16 protein-coding genes and 2 pseudogenes are annotated in these 15,653 nt (G+C 39.3%); all 18 read right to left on the bottom strand.

From position 1 onward, the window contains the following. Positions 1 to 103: 103 nt before the first annotated feature. A complete protein-coding gene (gene grpE / locus HMPREF1654_RS07705) occupies positions 104 to 640 on the bottom strand; it encodes a nucleotide exchange factor GrpE (RefSeq protein ID WP_003076098.1) in 537 nt (178 codons plus the stop codon). Between the two features lie 35 nt (positions 641 to 675). Further along, on the bottom strand, positions 676 to 1,710 hold the full coding sequence (gene hrcA / locus HMPREF1654_RS07700; RefSeq protein ID WP_003076012.1) for a heat-inducible transcriptional repressor HrcA: 1,035 nt from the start codon (positions 1,708 to 1,710) through the stop codon (positions 676 to 678). A 163-nt stretch (positions 1,711 to 1,873) separates the two neighbouring features. Continuing rightward, positions 1,874 to 2,602: an ABC transporter permease gene (locus tag HMPREF1654_RS07695; RefSeq protein WP_003076125.1), complete on the bottom strand. Its 729-nt coding sequence runs from the start codon at positions 2,600 to 2,602 to the stop codon at positions 1,874 to 1,876. Further along, positions 2,595 to 3,434, bottom strand: coding sequence for an ABC transporter ATP-binding protein (locus HMPREF1654_RS07690; RefSeq protein ID WP_003075994.1), 840 nt, complete (start codon positions 3,432 to 3,434; stop codon positions 2,595 to 2,597). Before HMPREF1654_RS07690 ends, HMPREF1654_RS07695 begins: the two co-directional genes overlap by 8 nt. Positions 3,435 to 3,475: 41 nt before the next feature. Next, positions 3,476 to 4,048: a DUF2812 domain-containing protein gene (locus HMPREF1654_RS07685; protein ID WP_003075794.1), complete on the bottom strand. Its 573-nt coding sequence runs from the start codon at positions 4,046 to 4,048 to the stop codon at positions 3,476 to 3,478. Further along, the gene (locus HMPREF1654_RS07680) at positions 4,048 to 4,371 is read right to left on the bottom strand and encodes a PadR family transcriptional regulator (protein WP_003076067.1); all 324 of its coding nucleotides are present in this window, start codon (positions 4,369 to 4,371) and stop codon (positions 4,048 to 4,050) included. Before HMPREF1654_RS07680 ends, HMPREF1654_RS07685 begins: the two co-directional genes overlap by 1 nt. A gap of 215 nt (positions 4,372 to 4,586) precedes the next feature. After that, a pseudogene (locus HMPREF1654_RS07675) lies at positions 4,587 to 5,362 on the bottom strand (M15 family metallopeptidase). Then, entirely contained in the window at positions 5,349 to 6,047 is a 699-nt protein-coding gene (locus HMPREF1654_RS07670; RefSeq protein ID WP_003076144.1) for a histidine phosphatase family protein, read from the bottom strand. The pseudogene HMPREF1654_RS07675 and the gene HMPREF1654_RS07670 overlap by 14 nt, the downstream one beginning before the upstream one ends. 296 nt (positions 6,048 to 6,343) lie before the next feature. Beyond that, positions 6,344 to 7,037, bottom strand: a pseudogene (locus HMPREF1654_RS07665) (histidine phosphatase family protein). Positions 7,038 to 7,081: 44 nt separating this feature from the next. Beyond that, a complete protein-coding gene (locus HMPREF1654_RS07660; protein WP_003075870.1) occupies positions 7,082 to 8,419 on the bottom strand; it encodes a PFL family protein in 1,338 nt (445 codons plus the stop codon). Positions 8,420 to 8,431: 12 nt separating this feature from the next. Further along, positions 8,432 to 8,698, bottom strand: a complete 267-nt coding sequence (locus HMPREF1654_RS07655; protein ID WP_003075941.1) for an ACT domain-containing protein — start codon at positions 8,696 to 8,698, stop codon at positions 8,432 to 8,434. A 110-nt stretch (positions 8,699 to 8,808) separates the two neighbouring features. After that, complete coding sequence (locus tag HMPREF1654_RS07650) at positions 8,809 to 9,813, bottom strand: LacI family DNA-binding transcriptional regulator (protein WP_003074345.1); 1,005 nt, start codon at positions 9,811 to 9,813, stop codon at positions 8,809 to 8,811. 82 nt (positions 9,814 to 9,895) lie between these two features. Beyond that, the gene (locus tag HMPREF1654_RS07645) at positions 9,896 to 11,794 is read right to left on the bottom strand and encodes a heparinase II/III domain-containing protein (protein ID WP_003076162.1); all 1,899 of its coding nucleotides are present in this window, start codon (positions 11,792 to 11,794) and stop codon (positions 9,896 to 9,898) included. A gap of 261 nt (positions 11,795 to 12,055) precedes the next feature. Continuing rightward, on the bottom strand, positions 12,056 to 12,364 hold the full coding sequence (locus tag HMPREF1654_RS07640; RefSeq protein WP_003035584.1) for a preprotein translocase subunit YajC: 309 nt from the start codon (positions 12,362 to 12,364) through the stop codon (positions 12,056 to 12,058). Further along, positions 12,364 to 13,179: a PTS system mannose/fructose/sorbose family transporter subunit IID gene (locus tag HMPREF1654_RS07635; protein ID WP_003035586.1), complete on the bottom strand. Its 816-nt coding sequence runs from the start codon at positions 13,177 to 13,179 to the stop codon at positions 12,364 to 12,366. Before HMPREF1654_RS07635 ends, HMPREF1654_RS07640 begins: the two co-directional genes overlap by 1 nt. Continuing rightward, positions 13,166 to 13,945 (bottom strand): PTS mannose/fructose/sorbose/N-acetylgalactosamine transporter subunit IIC, encoded by a 780-nt coding sequence (locus HMPREF1654_RS07630; RefSeq protein ID WP_003070605.1) that lies wholly within the window; start codon positions 13,943 to 13,945, stop codon positions 13,166 to 13,168. The genes HMPREF1654_RS07635 and HMPREF1654_RS07630 overlap by 14 nt, the downstream gene beginning before the upstream one ends. A gap of 14 nt (positions 13,946 to 13,959) precedes the next feature. Continuing rightward, entirely contained in the window at positions 13,960 to 14,451 is a 492-nt protein-coding gene (locus HMPREF1654_RS07625; RefSeq protein ID WP_003035570.1) for a PTS sugar transporter subunit IIB, read from the bottom strand. Between the two features lie 10 nt (positions 14,452 to 14,461). After that, on the bottom strand, positions 14,462 to 15,652 hold the full coding sequence (locus HMPREF1654_RS07620) for a glycoside hydrolase family 88 protein (protein ID WP_003076002.1): 1,191 nt from the start codon (positions 15,650 to 15,652) through the stop codon (positions 14,462 to 14,464). Position 15,653 lies beyond the last annotated feature (1 nt).

The following is a 15,653-nucleotide window of genomic DNA, read 5'->3' as shown; positions in this document are numbered from 1 at the left end:
CCACGGCGGGAAATATCTTCCTTGCAAGCCTCCGGCTTGCCTCTTATCTTTCCTCATAGTTTATTGTCGTTTCGGACAAAACAAAAGATGTCAAACTTACCACTCAGTTGTAAACAACCACCATTGCTGGTCGAAGAATACGATCGTGGAGTTTGTAGCCTTTTTGGAAGACCTGCGCAATAGTGTCGGCAGGGTGCTCATCATCAGCTGGAACTGTTTGAATGGCCATGTGATAGTTATGATCAAACGCTCCGTCAGCTGGAATTTCTTCGATACCCTCTTCTTTGAGAGCATGAATCAAGCTTTCCTGCACCATCTCTAAGCCTTTTTTGACATCATCCGTCAACCCTTCGACAGCCAGAGCTCGCTCTAAATTGTCCAACGAAGGCAAGATAGCTTTTGCCAGATCCTGACTGCGGTATCTTTGCAGCTGCTGGCGTTCTTCATTAGCGCGGCGCTGAATATTTTGCATTTCAGCGTGAGCACGGAGATATTTGTTTTCAAAATCTTCTGCACGCTCATTAGCTAGTTCTAATTCTGTTTTTTCAGGACTTACTGATTCAACTTGTTCAGCTGTTTCTACAGCTTCCTCTTTTACTTCTACATCTTCTGAATGTTCTTCTTGTTTATGTTTTGCCACAAGGCACCTCCTTTTTAGGAATATTTATACTATAATTAATGGACTTCATAGTGATTACTACTCAGATATCGATAAAAATCAGTCAATTTCATGGTCAGCACACGGTTGACAACATTCATCTGGCTGACCAGCCGTTGGTAGTCAAGATTGACCGGACCAACAACTGCCAGCACCCCAAAACCTCGATAAGGAATCAGGAATTTGCTGGAAATTAGTGTCAAATCAGCCAAACAGCTTTCTCTACTGTCTGCCACGCGCACGCTTTGCATCTGATCTTCAGCTAAACTATCTCGAAGCTCAAAAGCTACTTTTTGAGGCTGATCAAAGAACTGATAACTCTCTAAATCTGCAAAATCTAATAATCTTACCTTCCCAGACACAATGACATTTTCTTTGAAAATATCACTAAAGATATGCTCGAAAAGATCCAGAACATTGTCGGTCGTTGTAAAATAACGCTGGATAATCTGAGGAATCTCTGTTCGGATTTTATAGTGAATATTAAGAACTGTTTGTCCTAAAAAACGATCTTGAATCAATTCTTTCAGCTGAACCAAATCACCTCGTAGAAAATTACGAGGAATCATGAACTGGCTGGTAATCGTATTGGACTCATCTAAAGTGAAAACTGCTAAAGCTGTATGTTGGCTGAGAATCACGATGTCAAAAGCAGTCAAGCGTTGTTGACTTGGCTCTACATCAAGTGCTACCACTGTACATCCGCTCAACATTGAAAGAACATCTGCTGCCTGTTGAAGAACATCCTCTAACTTGAAGAATTCACGATCAAATGCCTTTATCACTTCATAGAGTTCATTTTCAGCGAGACGATCAAAGGAAAGTGAATGTTTGACAAAGTATTGAAAACCTGCAACACTAGGCTTACGTCCACTTGATGTGTGTGCTTTTTCTAAAAGTCCTTGTTTTTCAAGAATAGCCATATCATTACGAATCGTCGCACTGCTTGATTTGATTGACTCTTGTAGCGCTTTGGAACCGACTGGCTCGTGGGTTTTGGTAAAGATATCAATAATCAAATTCAAAATCTCATTTTGACGCTCCGTGACCACGGCATCACCTCCAATCAAGATTCCAATCTCAATTAGCACTCAAACAACTCGAGTGCTAACTCATGATTCTATTATACACTCTTCCACACCAAAGTCAAGATAAAAACTCAAAAAATTAGCACTCTTTTTACAAGAGTGCTAAAAATCAGACTAGCGACCTAGATTAGTCGTCCAGAATTTGCAAATGGCGCATCAAATAGAAAGAAATTCCTGCAAAAAGAAGCAACCAAACTATAAGAGCCAAAAATTCTCCGCTCCATAAATGGAAATGAGACCAATCTCTCATATAGCTAGTAAATAAGCCCATAAAACTATAACGCAACACCTTAAATAAATCCTCACTCATATTTGAAAACATGGGAATAAATGCCGCCAAGAGCATAGCTGGAACACTAAGAGATTGTGCCATGACCTGATTTTTACAAAACAGACCAACCATTAAAAAGAAGAAAATTAAGACCAGCATGGTCAATAAGAGAACCAAACTATAGCTAAATACATGATTAGAAAGCTTAGCTCCTACCAAAATTGGAGTAATGACAATATAAAAAATTCCAATAATCGCTGGCCAGATTAAGACAGAGAGAATGTATTGACCAGCTGTCACACCAGCCAAGCGCAAACTTTGCAAATTATGTTTTTCTCTCTCCTCAGCTAGAATGATGATAATGGGCGTCCCAACAGACATAGCTAAGGAAAATGGCAGAGAGATATTGAGCAGCATCGTAGCCAGTCTATCTGCTCCTAGTTCTTGACCTGCTCCATTTAGAGAAAACATAAATTGATAGAGAAAAATGAGGAAAATCGGCATGAAAACCTGCAATAGAATACTTTTATTAGCTAGTGTCACTTGACCTCTCAGCCAAATCATACCTTTTAACTTACTAGACATTTAAGGTACCTCCTGTCAAAGTGATGAAAACATCTTCCAAAGTTGGTTCGCAGGAATGAATACTGATAACATTGGACAAATCCAAACTGCCTTTCAGTTCCTCAAGGGCCACCGTCTTAGTTGATAAATCCGCGTACTCTAAGCAAACTTTCTTATCTGTATTATACTTTTGGATAATATCATGCGGACTGCCTATTTCGACTAGTTTCCCTTTACTTAGCAAGGCCAAGCGATCACACAAAAGAGTAGCTTCCTGCATATCATGAGTCGTCAGAAAAATAGTTGTCCCCTGAGCCTTTAGTTCCAATAGTAATTCGTGAATGGTGCGAGAGGTTGACGGATCCAAGCCACTAGTCGGCTCATCCAAGAAGAGCAGTTTAGGTCGATTAATCAAGGCACGAACCAGTAACATGCGCTGCTTCATGCCGGTAGATAGTTTTTCAGCTACCTTGTTGCGGCTATCATAGAGCCCCACTTTTCGGAGAAGTTCATCGACTTCTGTCATCTTAACACCAAAGAGCATAGCATAGGCCTTGAGATTTTTATAAAGTGACATCTTTTCATAAAAACCACTGCCATCGCTGACAATCCCAATCTGCTCCAGTACTTCTGCTTTTAAATCCTCAACCGGTGCAGACAGCACATGGGCTATCCCGGCATCTGCAGACAACTGACCAGTCAAGATATTGATGGTCGTGGTTTTACCAGATCCAGACGGTCCTAGGAAGCCAAAAATTTCTCCCTCTCGGATGGAAAAATCGATTCCTGCCAAGGCTTCTTGTTCCTTGAACTTCTTTTTCATACCTTGAACTTCAATAATCGTCTTTTTCATTGTTTTCCTCGCTTTCAAAAGAGTATTTAACAAAACTGCAATCAGTCTTTCAGTTCCTGCCTCATTTTCCAAAAATGCAAAGCAATATGAACCAGTTGACAAAATAGAGTAAGCAATATGACACAGTCTATTGCTAAGACTGATTTGAATAATAGACTTGCTTTTAAACTCTTCTGGAAAATATCTAGAATGAGATAAGTAGTGACGCACAAAACCATGATGGCTGGCAAAAACCGCCACACTAGCAAACGCTTGACCATTTCTAGCTTAGACCATGCGTCATTATAGATTTCAAGATTGCTGTCTGCATCAATCTGAGAAACTGGCTTGCGGAAATAAGAGAACTGATTAAAGTTTGTAATATGCTCCCAGCCACAATCCTCAAACAGTTGATAATAGGATTCTTGTTCCGCTTTCTTTATGGGGCGAAAATCTAATTGATAGGCCACTTCCTGAGGCAGACATGCTTCAAAGGTATAGCGAACTGCAACAAGAAAGGGAGAATAACTTACTTTTTTCAATTTCCAGCCTTGGCCATGCATGTTTTTTAAATAAACCGCTTCTCTGTCATAGTCTGCAATGGTAAAGATTTTATAGACAATTTTCTTTTCCATCAAACTTCCTCCTTACTATTGCGATAAAGGCGCTCAATCCGCTGGATTTCTAACTCTAAAATCTGTCTTCCAAGCTTCGTGATAGAATACAGTTTTCTCTTTTCTTCTTCACGAACAAAGGCAATCAGACCATCTTTTTCCATCTTTGCCAAGGTTCCGTACATGGTTCCTGGGCTAATAGATAGCTGTCCTTCTGTCAATTGCTTGACTTTTTGAGTAATACTGTAGCCATGCCTTTCTTTCTGAAGACAGAAGAGGATATAAAAACCTGTCTCTGTCATAGGCACATAGACCCGCCTAAGCTTTTCTGTTAACTCACTCACTTTTTACCCCACTTTTATCTCGATATATCGAACCTTGATATAAAAATTATATCGCAGTCCGATATAGTTGTCAAGAATTTATAAATATTTTTTACAGAAAGTGATTCGTTTTTATCTTTCAATACTTGTAGCTTTAAGTCAGAAGCATAAGTGATTATAGAGCTGCATCCTGATAAATCAGAATAAAAAAAGCCAGGAAAACCTGACTTGCTTTTTTATTTCCCCGCTGCTTTAAGTAGGGCGATATATTCTTCCAGAACCAGATTGTGCTTCTGCATATACTGGGCATTCTCTACACCGACATAGCGGTAATGCCAGTTCTCAAAATCAACTCCAGTAATGGCACTCTTGCCATCCGGATAGCGAAGGACAAAACCATATTGGGGAGCTAGTTGGTCAATCTTGCCTGCTAGTTCATCCTCCTGGCCTTCTGGAACACTCATATCAATAGCCAAGCCCGTTTGATACTTGCTGGCTCCTGGAAGCTGCACCTGCTTCAACACGATGCTGACTGCTTCTTCATTCGACAAGCCTTTGGTTACTTCCCCAGCAACTTTTTCGTTATAAAGTTCCCCCTGCTCTACTCGGCTGCAATAGCCAGAGATTAGAGTGTCTTGCGGAGTTATCGCTTGGGCTGCAGCTAGGAATTGCCGAGTGTTTTCAGCAATGCGGCTGTCCACCTGTACCTCTCCAATCTAAGTCAGATCAGGCGTCTTTTCTTCTTGCTGGTTGTCACGATTAACCAAAATCAAATTCCAGTCAGACACCTTGGACAAATCAGACTGCGAACTCTCTGAGCTAAAATAGCCCTTTTTAGCAGAACTACTAAACGATCCCGAAAACTGAATCTTGCCAAGAAGGTTCTAAAACAGGGATGGACAGCAATAAATCGCCGTTCCTCCAGCTGCCAGACACAAGACAATTAACAGCAGAACTGTTAACCCAATATGCTTAGGCTTCGATTTTCTCTGCGATGTTTAGCGTGTTTCAACTTCTTCCTCCATTACTTTGGCACCAGTCTCTCGATAAGACATATCTCCGACACAGTCAATGGTAAACTGGCCATCTTCATAACCAATAACAGTCACACTGCCATTATCTAAACCATGCGGTCTCGTTTGGTTAATGAGATACACAAAGGTTCCGATGGTCATACCATGGCTAACAATTAAAGCATTTCCCCCACCAGCAGCTTCTATTTCTTTAGCAATATCTGAAAATCCTGTCCAAATGCGACCACTCAATTGTTCCCAACTTTCAGCCCAACCTGCAGTATCTACTTCTACTAGGCCTTCAGCCAACTCAGGATAACTCAATTGATGAACATGCTCTACGTTGAAAACATGGGGTATTACTCCCATAAACAGTTCGCCATCATAGGCTCCATCAAAACTGCCAAAGCACCATTCACGGATTCGTTTATCTGTGCGATAAGGAATGTGCTCTGTCAAGCCAAGTTCCTCTAAAATAATCCCCATAGTTTGTATGGTTCGCCCACTATCGCTAGAAAAGGCTTTTAAAAATTGAAGTTTGGATTCACGCAGTCCAATTCCAAGTTCACGAATCCCACGTTCTCCTACATCAGTCAAAGGCGTATCAGACCAGCCTTGTGCCCGACCAATGGTGTTAAACATCGTTTTCCCATGGCGAACAATATATAATTTTGTCTTTGCCATATTTCACCTCCGTTTTTCTTACTACATTATATCACTTTTTATAGAAAATCATTTGCGAGATGAATGAAAAAGGAATGAGACTGAATTAAAATTTGATTTTTTAGTTCATAGTCTCACCCTAACATGATTCAAATAGTCTACTAACCTATCTGAAGTTGTCAATAGGGAAACGGCATTTTCTTTATTAAATCTATTTCCAAACTTGAAGGCCAAAAGTTTCTCTGTAGTCTCACAGAAGACCTTTAAGCAACTAGCAGCTATATCTTAAAGCGAGGGAACATTTCAGTCTCTCTTAATTATTTTTGTCCTTCCAATATCTTAGCACCTACTTGACGGTAAGACAGGTCTCCTAATGTTTGAATGGTGAATTTTCCATTTTCATACTCTACGACCGTTACGCTGCCATTTTGTACACCAGGATTTAAGATAATTGATGGATCAATCAAACAAGCGAAAGTACCGATTGTCATGCTGTGACTAACAACCAGAATTGCCTCCGCCAGAACTTTCTACATCTTTTGCAATAGCTGCAAATCCTTCTAAAATGCAACCGCTCAACTGTTCCCAAGTCTCTGACCAGCCGGCCGTGTCCACCTCTACTAGACCATCTGCCAACTCCTGCAAGCTTAGTTTCTTATAATCTTCTACATCAAGCACTCGTGGAATCACACCATGAAAAAAATTGCCACCATAAGCTCCATCAAAACTGCCAAAACACCACTCGCGGATTCTTTTATCAAAAGCATAAGGGATATGACCGGTTAAGCCAAGTTCCTCCAACACAATCCCCATGGTCTGAATGGTTCGACTCGAATCACTTGAAAATGCTTTTGAAAATGTCAACCCTGATTCTCTCAGTCCAATCCTCAACTCACGAATCCCTAGTTCCCCTTCGGTAGTCAGAGGAGTATCTGACCAGCCTTGGGCTCTGCCAATGGTATTAAACATCATCTTCCCATGACGAATAATGTATAATTGCGTTTTGCCCATTTCAATATCGCTTTCAAAAGAAAAAGTCTGTCATACAGACCTTTTTAATTTTTAAAACTGTGAATCGGTGCTGGAATTTGGCCACCACGCACAATAAAATCAGCTGACGAAGCCTGATTGACCTTCATGACCGGAGCCGTTCCCAAGAGCCCGCCAAATTCAATCATATCGCCTTCCTTGCCTTTTGGAATAATCCGCACCGCTGTCGTTTTCTGGTTGACAACGCCGATAGCAGCTTCATCTGCAATCATAGCCGCAATAGTCTCAGCAGGCGTTGCCGCAGGAATCGCAATCATATCCAACCCAACTGAGCAAATAGCTGTCATAGCCTCTAATTTTTCTAAGTTGAGAGACCCATTTTGAACTGCTGCAATCATCCCTTCATCTTCTGACACCGGAATGAAAGCACCAGATAAACCGCCAACTTGATTACAAGCCATAACACCGCCTTTTTTCACTTGATCATTGAGCAGAGCTAAAGCTGCAGTCGTCCCATGCGTACCAACCGTTTCTAATCCCATTTCTTCCAAAACACGAGCCACTGAATCACCAATGGCTGGTGTTGGCGCTAAACTCAAATCAACAATTCCAAACTTGACACCTAGTCGTTCACTAGCCATCTGTCCGACCAATTGACCAATCCGCGTGATTTTAAAGGCTGTTTTCTTAACTGTTTCTGCAACCACATCAAAACTTTCACCACGAACTTTTTCAAGAGCTCGCTTAACGACACCAGGACCAGAAACACCAACATTGATCACAACATCTGCTTCGCCAACACCATGAAAAGCCCCAGCCATAAAAGGGTTATCCTCAACTGCATTCGCAAAAACAACTAATTTCGCAGCTCCCATATCAGAAAGTTCAGCTGTTTCCTTAATAATCCGTCCCATATCTGCAACTGCCGTCATATTAATACCACTTTTTGTTGAACCGATATTGACAGAGGAGCAAACCTTATCCGTCTCTGCTAAAGCTCGCGGAATGGAACGGATAAGGATTTCATCTCCTTTTTGATAACCCTTTTGCACCAGAGCAGAAAAACCACCGATAAAGTCAACACCGATTTCTTTTGCTGCTCGATCCAGCGCCTTTGCCAGCGGCACATAATCCTCACTATCGGTCGCTGCCCCAATTAGGGAAATAGGCGTGACAGAAACGCGCTTGTTGACAATGGGAATCCCTAGCTCAGCAGCAATTTCATCTCCGACTGCCACCAGATTTTTAGCTTTGGTTGTGATCTTTTGGTAAATCTTCTCCGCCGCCCGATCAATATTTGTGTCAATACAGTCCAAGAGTGAAATACCCATGGTAATGGTTCGAATATCAAAATTCTGTTCTTCAATCATGGCAATCGTTTCAGTAACTTGCTTTATATCCATTTTGCACCTCTGTTAAATATTGTACATGGCATCAAAAATCGCTGCACTCTGAATATTAATTTTCACATGGAGAGTTTCACCAAAGGTTTCAAATTCATTGCGAAGAGCTGCAAAATCCTTCTTCTCATCACTTGAAACAACAGCCATCATCGTGAAAAATTCATCTAAAACCGTTTGAGAAATATCATCAATATTCAAACCAAGTTCGGCAATCTTGCTAGAAACTCCTGCCACAATCCCTGTTCTATCCTTACCAACAACCGTAATAATTGCTTTCATCTTTTACTCCAATCAACACACTTTTTCCTATTGTAGCACAAGTAAATGAAATTTGCATAGACCAACAGAGAAAATATGCCTTTTGGCCTTCAGATTTTACTCAATCGTTATCAATCAATCGTTGATTCTTTCCAATGAACACTACAATCCAGCACTTGTTGCTTTTCTTCTTGATAACGTCCCTCAATCTGATCAATCAAAATCTTGGTTGCCTGCTGACCTTCTTCAAAAGCTGGTTGCACAATTGTCGTGATGCTCGGCGAAGATAAACTCGTCCATTCTGTATTATCAAAACCAATCAAGCTCACATTTGGCATGACAAAATTCAAGTCTTTCATAACGGTAAACACAAGCGGCAAAGCCCAACAATTGGGTGCAAAAACTAACGTTTTCTCTTCTGGATTGATTTCCCTTTGCAGAAATTCTTTCATTTTATCCAAGTCCGTGTGCTTGTCCTCAATGATTAGACTTGTATATTCAAAGTTAGAATCTGCCAAAGCATCCATAAAACCACTAGCCCGTTCAATCCGTGTACTCAATCGACTAATATCTGCTGTGATAAGAATATATTTCTCATACCCCTTCGCAACGCAGGCTTGCGTCACATCATATACTGCATCATAATTGTTAGTCTTAACCCAATTAGTCCGGTGCTCGTACAACTGACTATCAAAAAAGACCATTTTCTTCTTTTTTTCATCAATAATACGCGAGTACTTGCGGAAATTAGACGTCGGCTGAATAATAAACCCATCCACTCCTAAAAGAAGCATACTTTCTATATACTTATCTTCACTTTCTTGATTGTAATTACTATTCCCAATCATAACCTGATAGCCATTTTGATGTGCGATATCCTCAATTCCTTTGACAATTTGATTGGAAAAACTATTAGTGATGTCACCAATCAACACACCGATCAATTTGGTTCGTTTAGAGTTGAGACTTCGCGCTACAATACTAGGCTTATAATTGGTTTCTTCAATAACCCTTTTAATCTTGTCCCTTGTTTCTTGAGACATTTTTTCATACTTACCATTTAAATAAAAGGAGACAGTCGTTTTTGAGGTTTGAGCAAGTTCTGCAATATCTTTTATTGTAAGCTTTTTTGCCAATCTAAAGTCCCTCCTAAGCACTTATATTATAACATATTCTATTCAAACGGAATTTCTTGAAATCCCATAAAACCAGACTTTTCTAGCATTTTAGCCTGATTTTTGTACAAGTTTTTTTGTCATAAACAACACATTTTCCTCTCATTTTCACACCATCCACTACACACAATTTTTCTCCTTTGTAAAGGTCATCATTTAATACTAAGATAAGCTTATTTGTGTGATTGTTTTCTATTTCAATTGCAAGTGCATTAGGAAGTTGACCGCCATCTGTTTGATACACTTTATGATGCTTGACAGTAAATGATTGATCCGCAATCAGAGTAGCATCAATGATTCGATCTGAAAATTCCTGTATTTTAACCAGTTTAGAACTCTCTTCTAATTCGTTGTATTTCTTCGAAATAAATGTTTTTTCTAACTCTAGCGGAATCTTACTCCAAAGCTTGAGGTTATTGACTTGACTTGGACTGTAGATAACTTGACTATCTAGTATAAATTGAGTTCGTAACTTATGATCTCCGGCACATCTAATATCGTCTATTACAAGCCAAACACCTTCTTCCAACATGATGATTTTCCGAGTATGCAAGTAAGAAGATGGATTTGAAGCAAGATAACTCCCCTCTACATAGTGAATAGCTGCGTTCTCTTGATATCCGCAAAACAAAGATTGTGGATAATTTTCGTAATCCCAAGAACCAGATACCATTTCAGGTGGTGTTTCATCAAGGATACATCCGGTGTGACTCCAAGCACTTTTTAGAACAGAACGTTCTCCTATCTCTCTGTAGGTATAGCGCCCAGAATCCACAAAAATTAGCTTGCCTTGATCCTGTAGGCAAAAGCTATTTTGATCACTGTGAGTATGGGCACTACCCATTGGTCCATTTTTGAAAAAGAAATGGCTCCGAGGTGTCTGAATACAAACCTGACCAGAATCCTTGAAAAAAGCAGTTCTTGTTCCTTGTTTTTGAGCTTTTAATGTTGCTAAACGATCAGCACCTTTTCTCCCAACCAACAGCAAACTATATGGATCTAAGTATGGATTTTTTAATGAGAGTAATTGTTCATCTTCTAAAACGAGAGCAGATAAATTCAGAATATCCCACGTATCTGTACAGTCGCTATCACCAAAAGCAATCGTCTTCCCATCCAAGCCTGTCATCATCTGAATGTAGGTAGCCATTTTCCCTAACAAAGTCGCATACTTGTGCTTCAACTCTGGTAGCAAGATACACAATTCTAACAGAGCTTTATAAACTTCTACATGATACAAAATAGACTGCTCAAACTGGGTGCCATCTTCTAAAATTTGAATTTGTACCTGTTGCTGTAATTCTTCTATTGCAAACAGATATTCTTCTTCAATATCGAGCTGTTCTGAAAAGAAATGATAGATGGCAATCATTGGAATGGTCTGCAAAATCCCCCAATTACTGAGTGTATACTTGTCACGATAACACCTTCTCATAAAGTGAATCTGAGTTTCAAGAGAGCGGTAAATGATTTGCAACTCCTTTTCTTCCAGCAAATCCAATTCCAGTAAAAACAGCAAAATTTTCAACCAAGTAAAACAGCGAATCCCTGTATCTAAGGTTCTAGTCGTCAAAGATTGCGGAGAAAATTCCTGTACTTGCTCTATCCAATCAAAAATGAAAAACTTCAATTTTTGAATATACCGCATGTCTCCCTCAACCAAGTAACCAATAACAAAGTTCAGTAAATACTCCTGCCGATTGAGCATGTAAGCCCACTCTGGATCTTCTTCAAATAGCACTTCCCAATTCATCGGCTGAATCTGATGTTCTCTCGGACACGGCTCCATATCCCAATTTCCATCAAACAAAAAATAATGGCTAAACATTCGTTCAAGGGAGTGCTGAATGCGGCTATATTCTTCCTTTTGATAGCGAAGAATATAATGTCGATAATACTCTATATCAAAATCTTCAAAAAAAATAGTTCGTTCTTGTTTCATATTTCCTTACCTAAAAAATGGTTGATACAGTTCTGCTTCTCTAGAAATCTGCCTTTTATCCCACCCTACAAAGCAGATTAGGTTCTCTCCATTCGCTTTTTAAGCTTGGAAGAGAACCTAATCTGTCATCTAGTTGTTGATTTATTATACAGTACGCTTTGAGGTTAGAGATTTTTATCTCCAATCCATCATGAACAAAGCAAGCAGCATTCGTGTTACTATATTATCAATACCAATACCATATAATGCTACACCTTACCATTAATCAGAGGTTGGAAACTTCTGTCCTTGTTCCTTTGTCTTTCCCATTATGCTTTCTTTTTCCACATAAATCGTTACATTCTTAGCAATTTGCAAGGTCACCAACTCATCTTGAATGGAAATAATTTTACCATGAATTCCAGACAGTAATAGAACTTCATCACCAGCTGTTAAAGAAGCTAGATAAGTTTTTCGTTGCTCCATCTGTTCTTGAAGCATTTTTTGCTGACGGAAATGACTGATGCTTGACAGTATAATCGGAGTTCCTGCCAAAACAATCAATATTCCATAAAGTAAAGTCGTATTCATTATGCTAAAATCTTAAGCCAGCTGCCAATAATACCAATGATAACTGTCAGAATAACTAGTTTATAGGTTGTCCATTTCTTTTCTTTGATCAAATAGTAAACCAAAAGAGTAAAGAGAGCTGGCAGAAGCGCTGGTGCTACTTTATCAAGCATACCTTGAATGCTCACGATGCTTTGGTTTGTACCTGCTTTTACTTTTCCAGCGGCAAATGTAATAGGCACTGTCATCTTAACAGAAGTAGCTGCTAGACCTGCAATAACCGTCACGCCAATGATATTAGCAATCCGCGAAATAGTCGCCATTTGCTCACTCAGTTTGTCAATGACAGTTGTTCCCAACTTATAGCCATACAAACCAGTAGATAATTTAATCCCTGTCAAAATGGTATTCATAGCCAAGAAAAACAAGATTGGACCAATAATCAAACCATCTTTCGCAAAAGAAGCTGCGATTGTGGAGAAGAGTGGTGCCAAGCAGAATTGTGAAAGTGAATCTCCAATCCCGGCCAAAGGTCCCATCAATGCCATTTTAATGTTACGTGTTTCTTCTGTGGGACGATCATTTTCTAACATGACTAAGTGTAAACTCGTAATAAAGGGTAGAAAGTGAGGATTCGTATTGTAAAATTCACAATTTTCTTCTAATGCTTTATAGAGACCTTCTTGATTATCACCATAGTGTTTTTTCAAAGCAGGATACATAACATTTGCATACCCTAACCCTTGATAATTGCTGTAGTTAAAGCCATTTTGTAAAAAGAATGCCCGCAAAGATGTTTTGAGATAATCATTCTTGTTTAATTTAGATCCAGTCATCGTGTGCTTCCTCCTCTACCACATGATCTGCTGTTTTTGGTTTGTTGTAAAATTCGATTAAAGCAAAGATTGTACCTACAATAGCAATACCGATTGTCGGAATTTTTAGATAGGCCGCACAAACATAACCTAGTAATACAAACGGGATCAATTCTTTCTTAGCCATGACAGATAAGATCATTGCAAACCCAATAGCCGGAAGCATTTTACCAGCAACTGTTAAACCAGAAAGTAATACTGGCGGAATGTAGCCTACTAATTTCAGCAAAGTATCCATTGACAGAGCACCCAAGCATCCCAAGGCAAAGCCAATCACAGCAAACAACCAAATCGTCGCATTCAACGTAATTTTGAATTTCTTCATATCACGATTTTTCAAATGCTTCATAGCTGTTTCTGGCGCACCTGCACGTACCGTATATGCAAAAGTTTGTACAAATTGAATTGCAACGGCAATTGGAGTAGATAGAGCAAGTGCTGCTTCTGGTGTAACTTTTCCTGCACTTGTAATCGCCATCAACGTTCCAAAAATACCAGGTCCGATTGGATTTGGCGGAACCGTTCCTCCAGCACCAACACCAAATCCCATATAAGCCAATTCACCAATCGCTCCCATTGTTAAAGCAGTTGGCAGGTCTCCTAAAATAATCCCTACGCCAAATGACAAAACAATACATCTGTTCGTATAAATCCCTAACAGCATTCCACTAAAACAGAACGCTGTCCATAAACCAATTAAAATCGCTTGAAATAAATTAATTGACATCATGAATCTCCTTTTTAAATATAATCCAATATATTTACTTCTACAGCTCCATCATTACCGCTTGGAGTTGTTTTTGTATTAAAAGTTACCTGATAAGACTGACTCAGTTCCTTAATCGCTGCCTTATCCTCTTCTCCAAGGAAAATAGAACGTGTAACCTGTTCTTTTCCTTCTGCATTGTGAATATTTCCAATATTGATTTCCTTAATTGGAACACCACCTTTTACCAAAGTTAGTGCATCTTTCATATCTTTCAAAACAATAAATATCGTTTGAGCAGGATTTGCTTTGTGAATAATATCAATAACTTTTTGCAACGAGAAGAAGCGCATGGCAATAGAATCTGGTACAACCGTCTTCATCAATGTTTGTTGAATCTTATCAGTACTCACTTCGTCATTTGCCACGATAACTGTATTGCAGCCTAGATATTTCACCCATAACTGTCCTTGACCATGAATCAATCGTTCATCCACACGGGTCATAATAATATTTGGTGTTGTCATCTCTCTCCTCCTACCAATATAAATTCCAATCTTTATAGAAACGTATTAGAGCTTCCAAGTAATAATAATCGCCCCATATATTGCCTTCATCTACTCCTTTGCCAGAATGCCATGAGTACACTCCATGAAGAAGCGTCGTTCCTCCAGGCTTGTACTGATCACTAGCATAATCTTCTATCAGAGAGCGAAGCATAGCGTGCATCGCATGTTTGTAAATGTCTTTATCTTCATCTACTTCCGGCAAGTATTTCAGCATCTCATGAATCCCACAGACCGCAATAGCTGTCGCAGAAGAATCACGAGACTGTTCACTACCATCACTAAAGATTAAATCCCAATAGGAAACATGATCTTTTGGTAGGCGATTCAAGAAATAATTCGTTACACCTTTGAATAAATCAAAACAAGATTCATCTTTCAAATGGCGATAAGTCAATGGAATACCATACACACCCCAAGATTGTCCTCTTGCCCAGCAAGAATCATCGCTATAACCTTGTCTTGTTACACCTTTTAGAGGGTGACCTGTTTCAGGATCGAAGTAAAATGTGTGAAAAGATGAGGCATCATCACGAATGACATTATTGACAGAGGCATAAAAATGTTTTTCTGCAATCTCATAATATTTTTGCTCACCTGTTTCTTGATACGCAAAGAATAGCAACTGAATATTGAGCAAACAATCAATAATCAAACGATAATGTTCTTTCTTACCTAACTCACCCCAAGCCTGAATAAAGCCTCCTTTTTCTTGGTAGCGTTCAATCAGCTTATCTGCTGCTTTTAAGGCAGCCTCTTTAGCATTTTTGTCACCATCCAACTTATATTCACTCATGCACGATGGAGTATAAAGAAAGCCTAAGTCATGGTGATCTAGTTCTACTCTTTTATTGACCCGTTCCAAGAAAGACAAGACATTTTTATGAGCTATTTCTTTAAATTTTTCATCATGACTGTATTCATAAGCCAGCCACAGTTCTCCCGTCCAAAAACCATTGGTCCATTCTGTATTATCCATAATTGGATAAACATTATCAAAGGTTGCGGGAGTCGGGAAGTCTTCCTTAAAATAATCAAGATTTATATCTAACTGCCGAATGACTTTCTCAATTGCCTGTTCTACTTCATTTTTTGTCAAAAGCGGAACTTCTAAAAATCGTTCAGGAGTGTTAATTTCTTCAATTGTAACTTTTTTAATCATT

The organism is Streptococcus intermedius SK54 = ATCC 27335 (assembly GCF_000413475.1).
In the GTDB taxonomy this organism is placed as follows: Bacteria; Bacillota; Bacilli; order Lactobacillales; family Streptococcaceae; genus Streptococcus; species Streptococcus intermedius.
This window is presented reverse-complemented; position numbering and strand designations above follow the sequence as displayed.

Bases quoted from the DNA above. Each gene is read 5' to 3' on its own strand.
- HMPREF1654_RS07695 (WP_003076125.1), bottom strand. From the start codon at position 2,602: ATGTCTAGTAAGTTAAAAGGTATGATTTGGCTGAGAGGTCAAGTGACA.
- HMPREF1654_RS07690 (WP_003075994.1), bottom strand. From the start codon at position 3,434: ATGAAAAAGACGATTATTGAAGTTCAAGGTATGAAAAAGAAGTTCAAG.
- HMPREF1654_RS07685 (WP_003075794.1), bottom strand. From the start codon at position 4,048: ATGGAAAAGAAAATTGTCTATAAAATCTTTACCATTGCAGACTATGAC.
- HMPREF1654_RS07670 (WP_003076144.1), bottom strand. From the start codon at position 6,047: ATGGCAAAGACAAAATTATATATTGTTCGCCATGGGAAAACGATGTTT.
- HMPREF1654_RS07660 (WP_003075870.1), bottom strand. From the start codon at position 8,419: ATGGATATAAAGCAAGTTACTGAAACGATTGCCATGATTGAAGAACAG.
- HMPREF1654_RS07655 (WP_003075941.1), bottom strand. From the start codon at position 8,698: ATGAAAGCAATTATTACGGTTGTTGGTAAGGATAGAACAGGGATTGTG.
- HMPREF1654_RS07645 (WP_003076162.1), bottom strand. From the start codon at position 11,794: ATGAAACAAGAACGAACTATTTTTTTTGAAGATTTTGATATAGAGTAT.
- HMPREF1654_RS07640 (WP_003035584.1), bottom strand. From the start codon at position 12,364: ATGAATACGACTTTACTTTATGGAATATTGATTGTTTTGGCAGGAACT.
- HMPREF1654_RS07635 (WP_003035586.1), bottom strand. From the start codon at position 13,179: ATGACTGGATCTAAATTAAACAAGAATGATTATCTCAAAACATCTTTG.
- HMPREF1654_RS07630 (WP_003070605.1), bottom strand. From the start codon at position 13,945: ATGTCAATTAATTTATTTCAAGCGATTTTAATTGGTTTATGGACAGCG.
- HMPREF1654_RS07625 (WP_003035570.1), bottom strand. From the start codon at position 14,451: ATGACAACACCAAATATTATTATGACCCGTGTGGATGAACGATTGATT.
- HMPREF1654_RS07620 (WP_003076002.1), bottom strand. From the start codon at position 15,652: ATGATTAAAAAAGTTACAATTGAAGAAATTAACACTCCTGAACGATTT.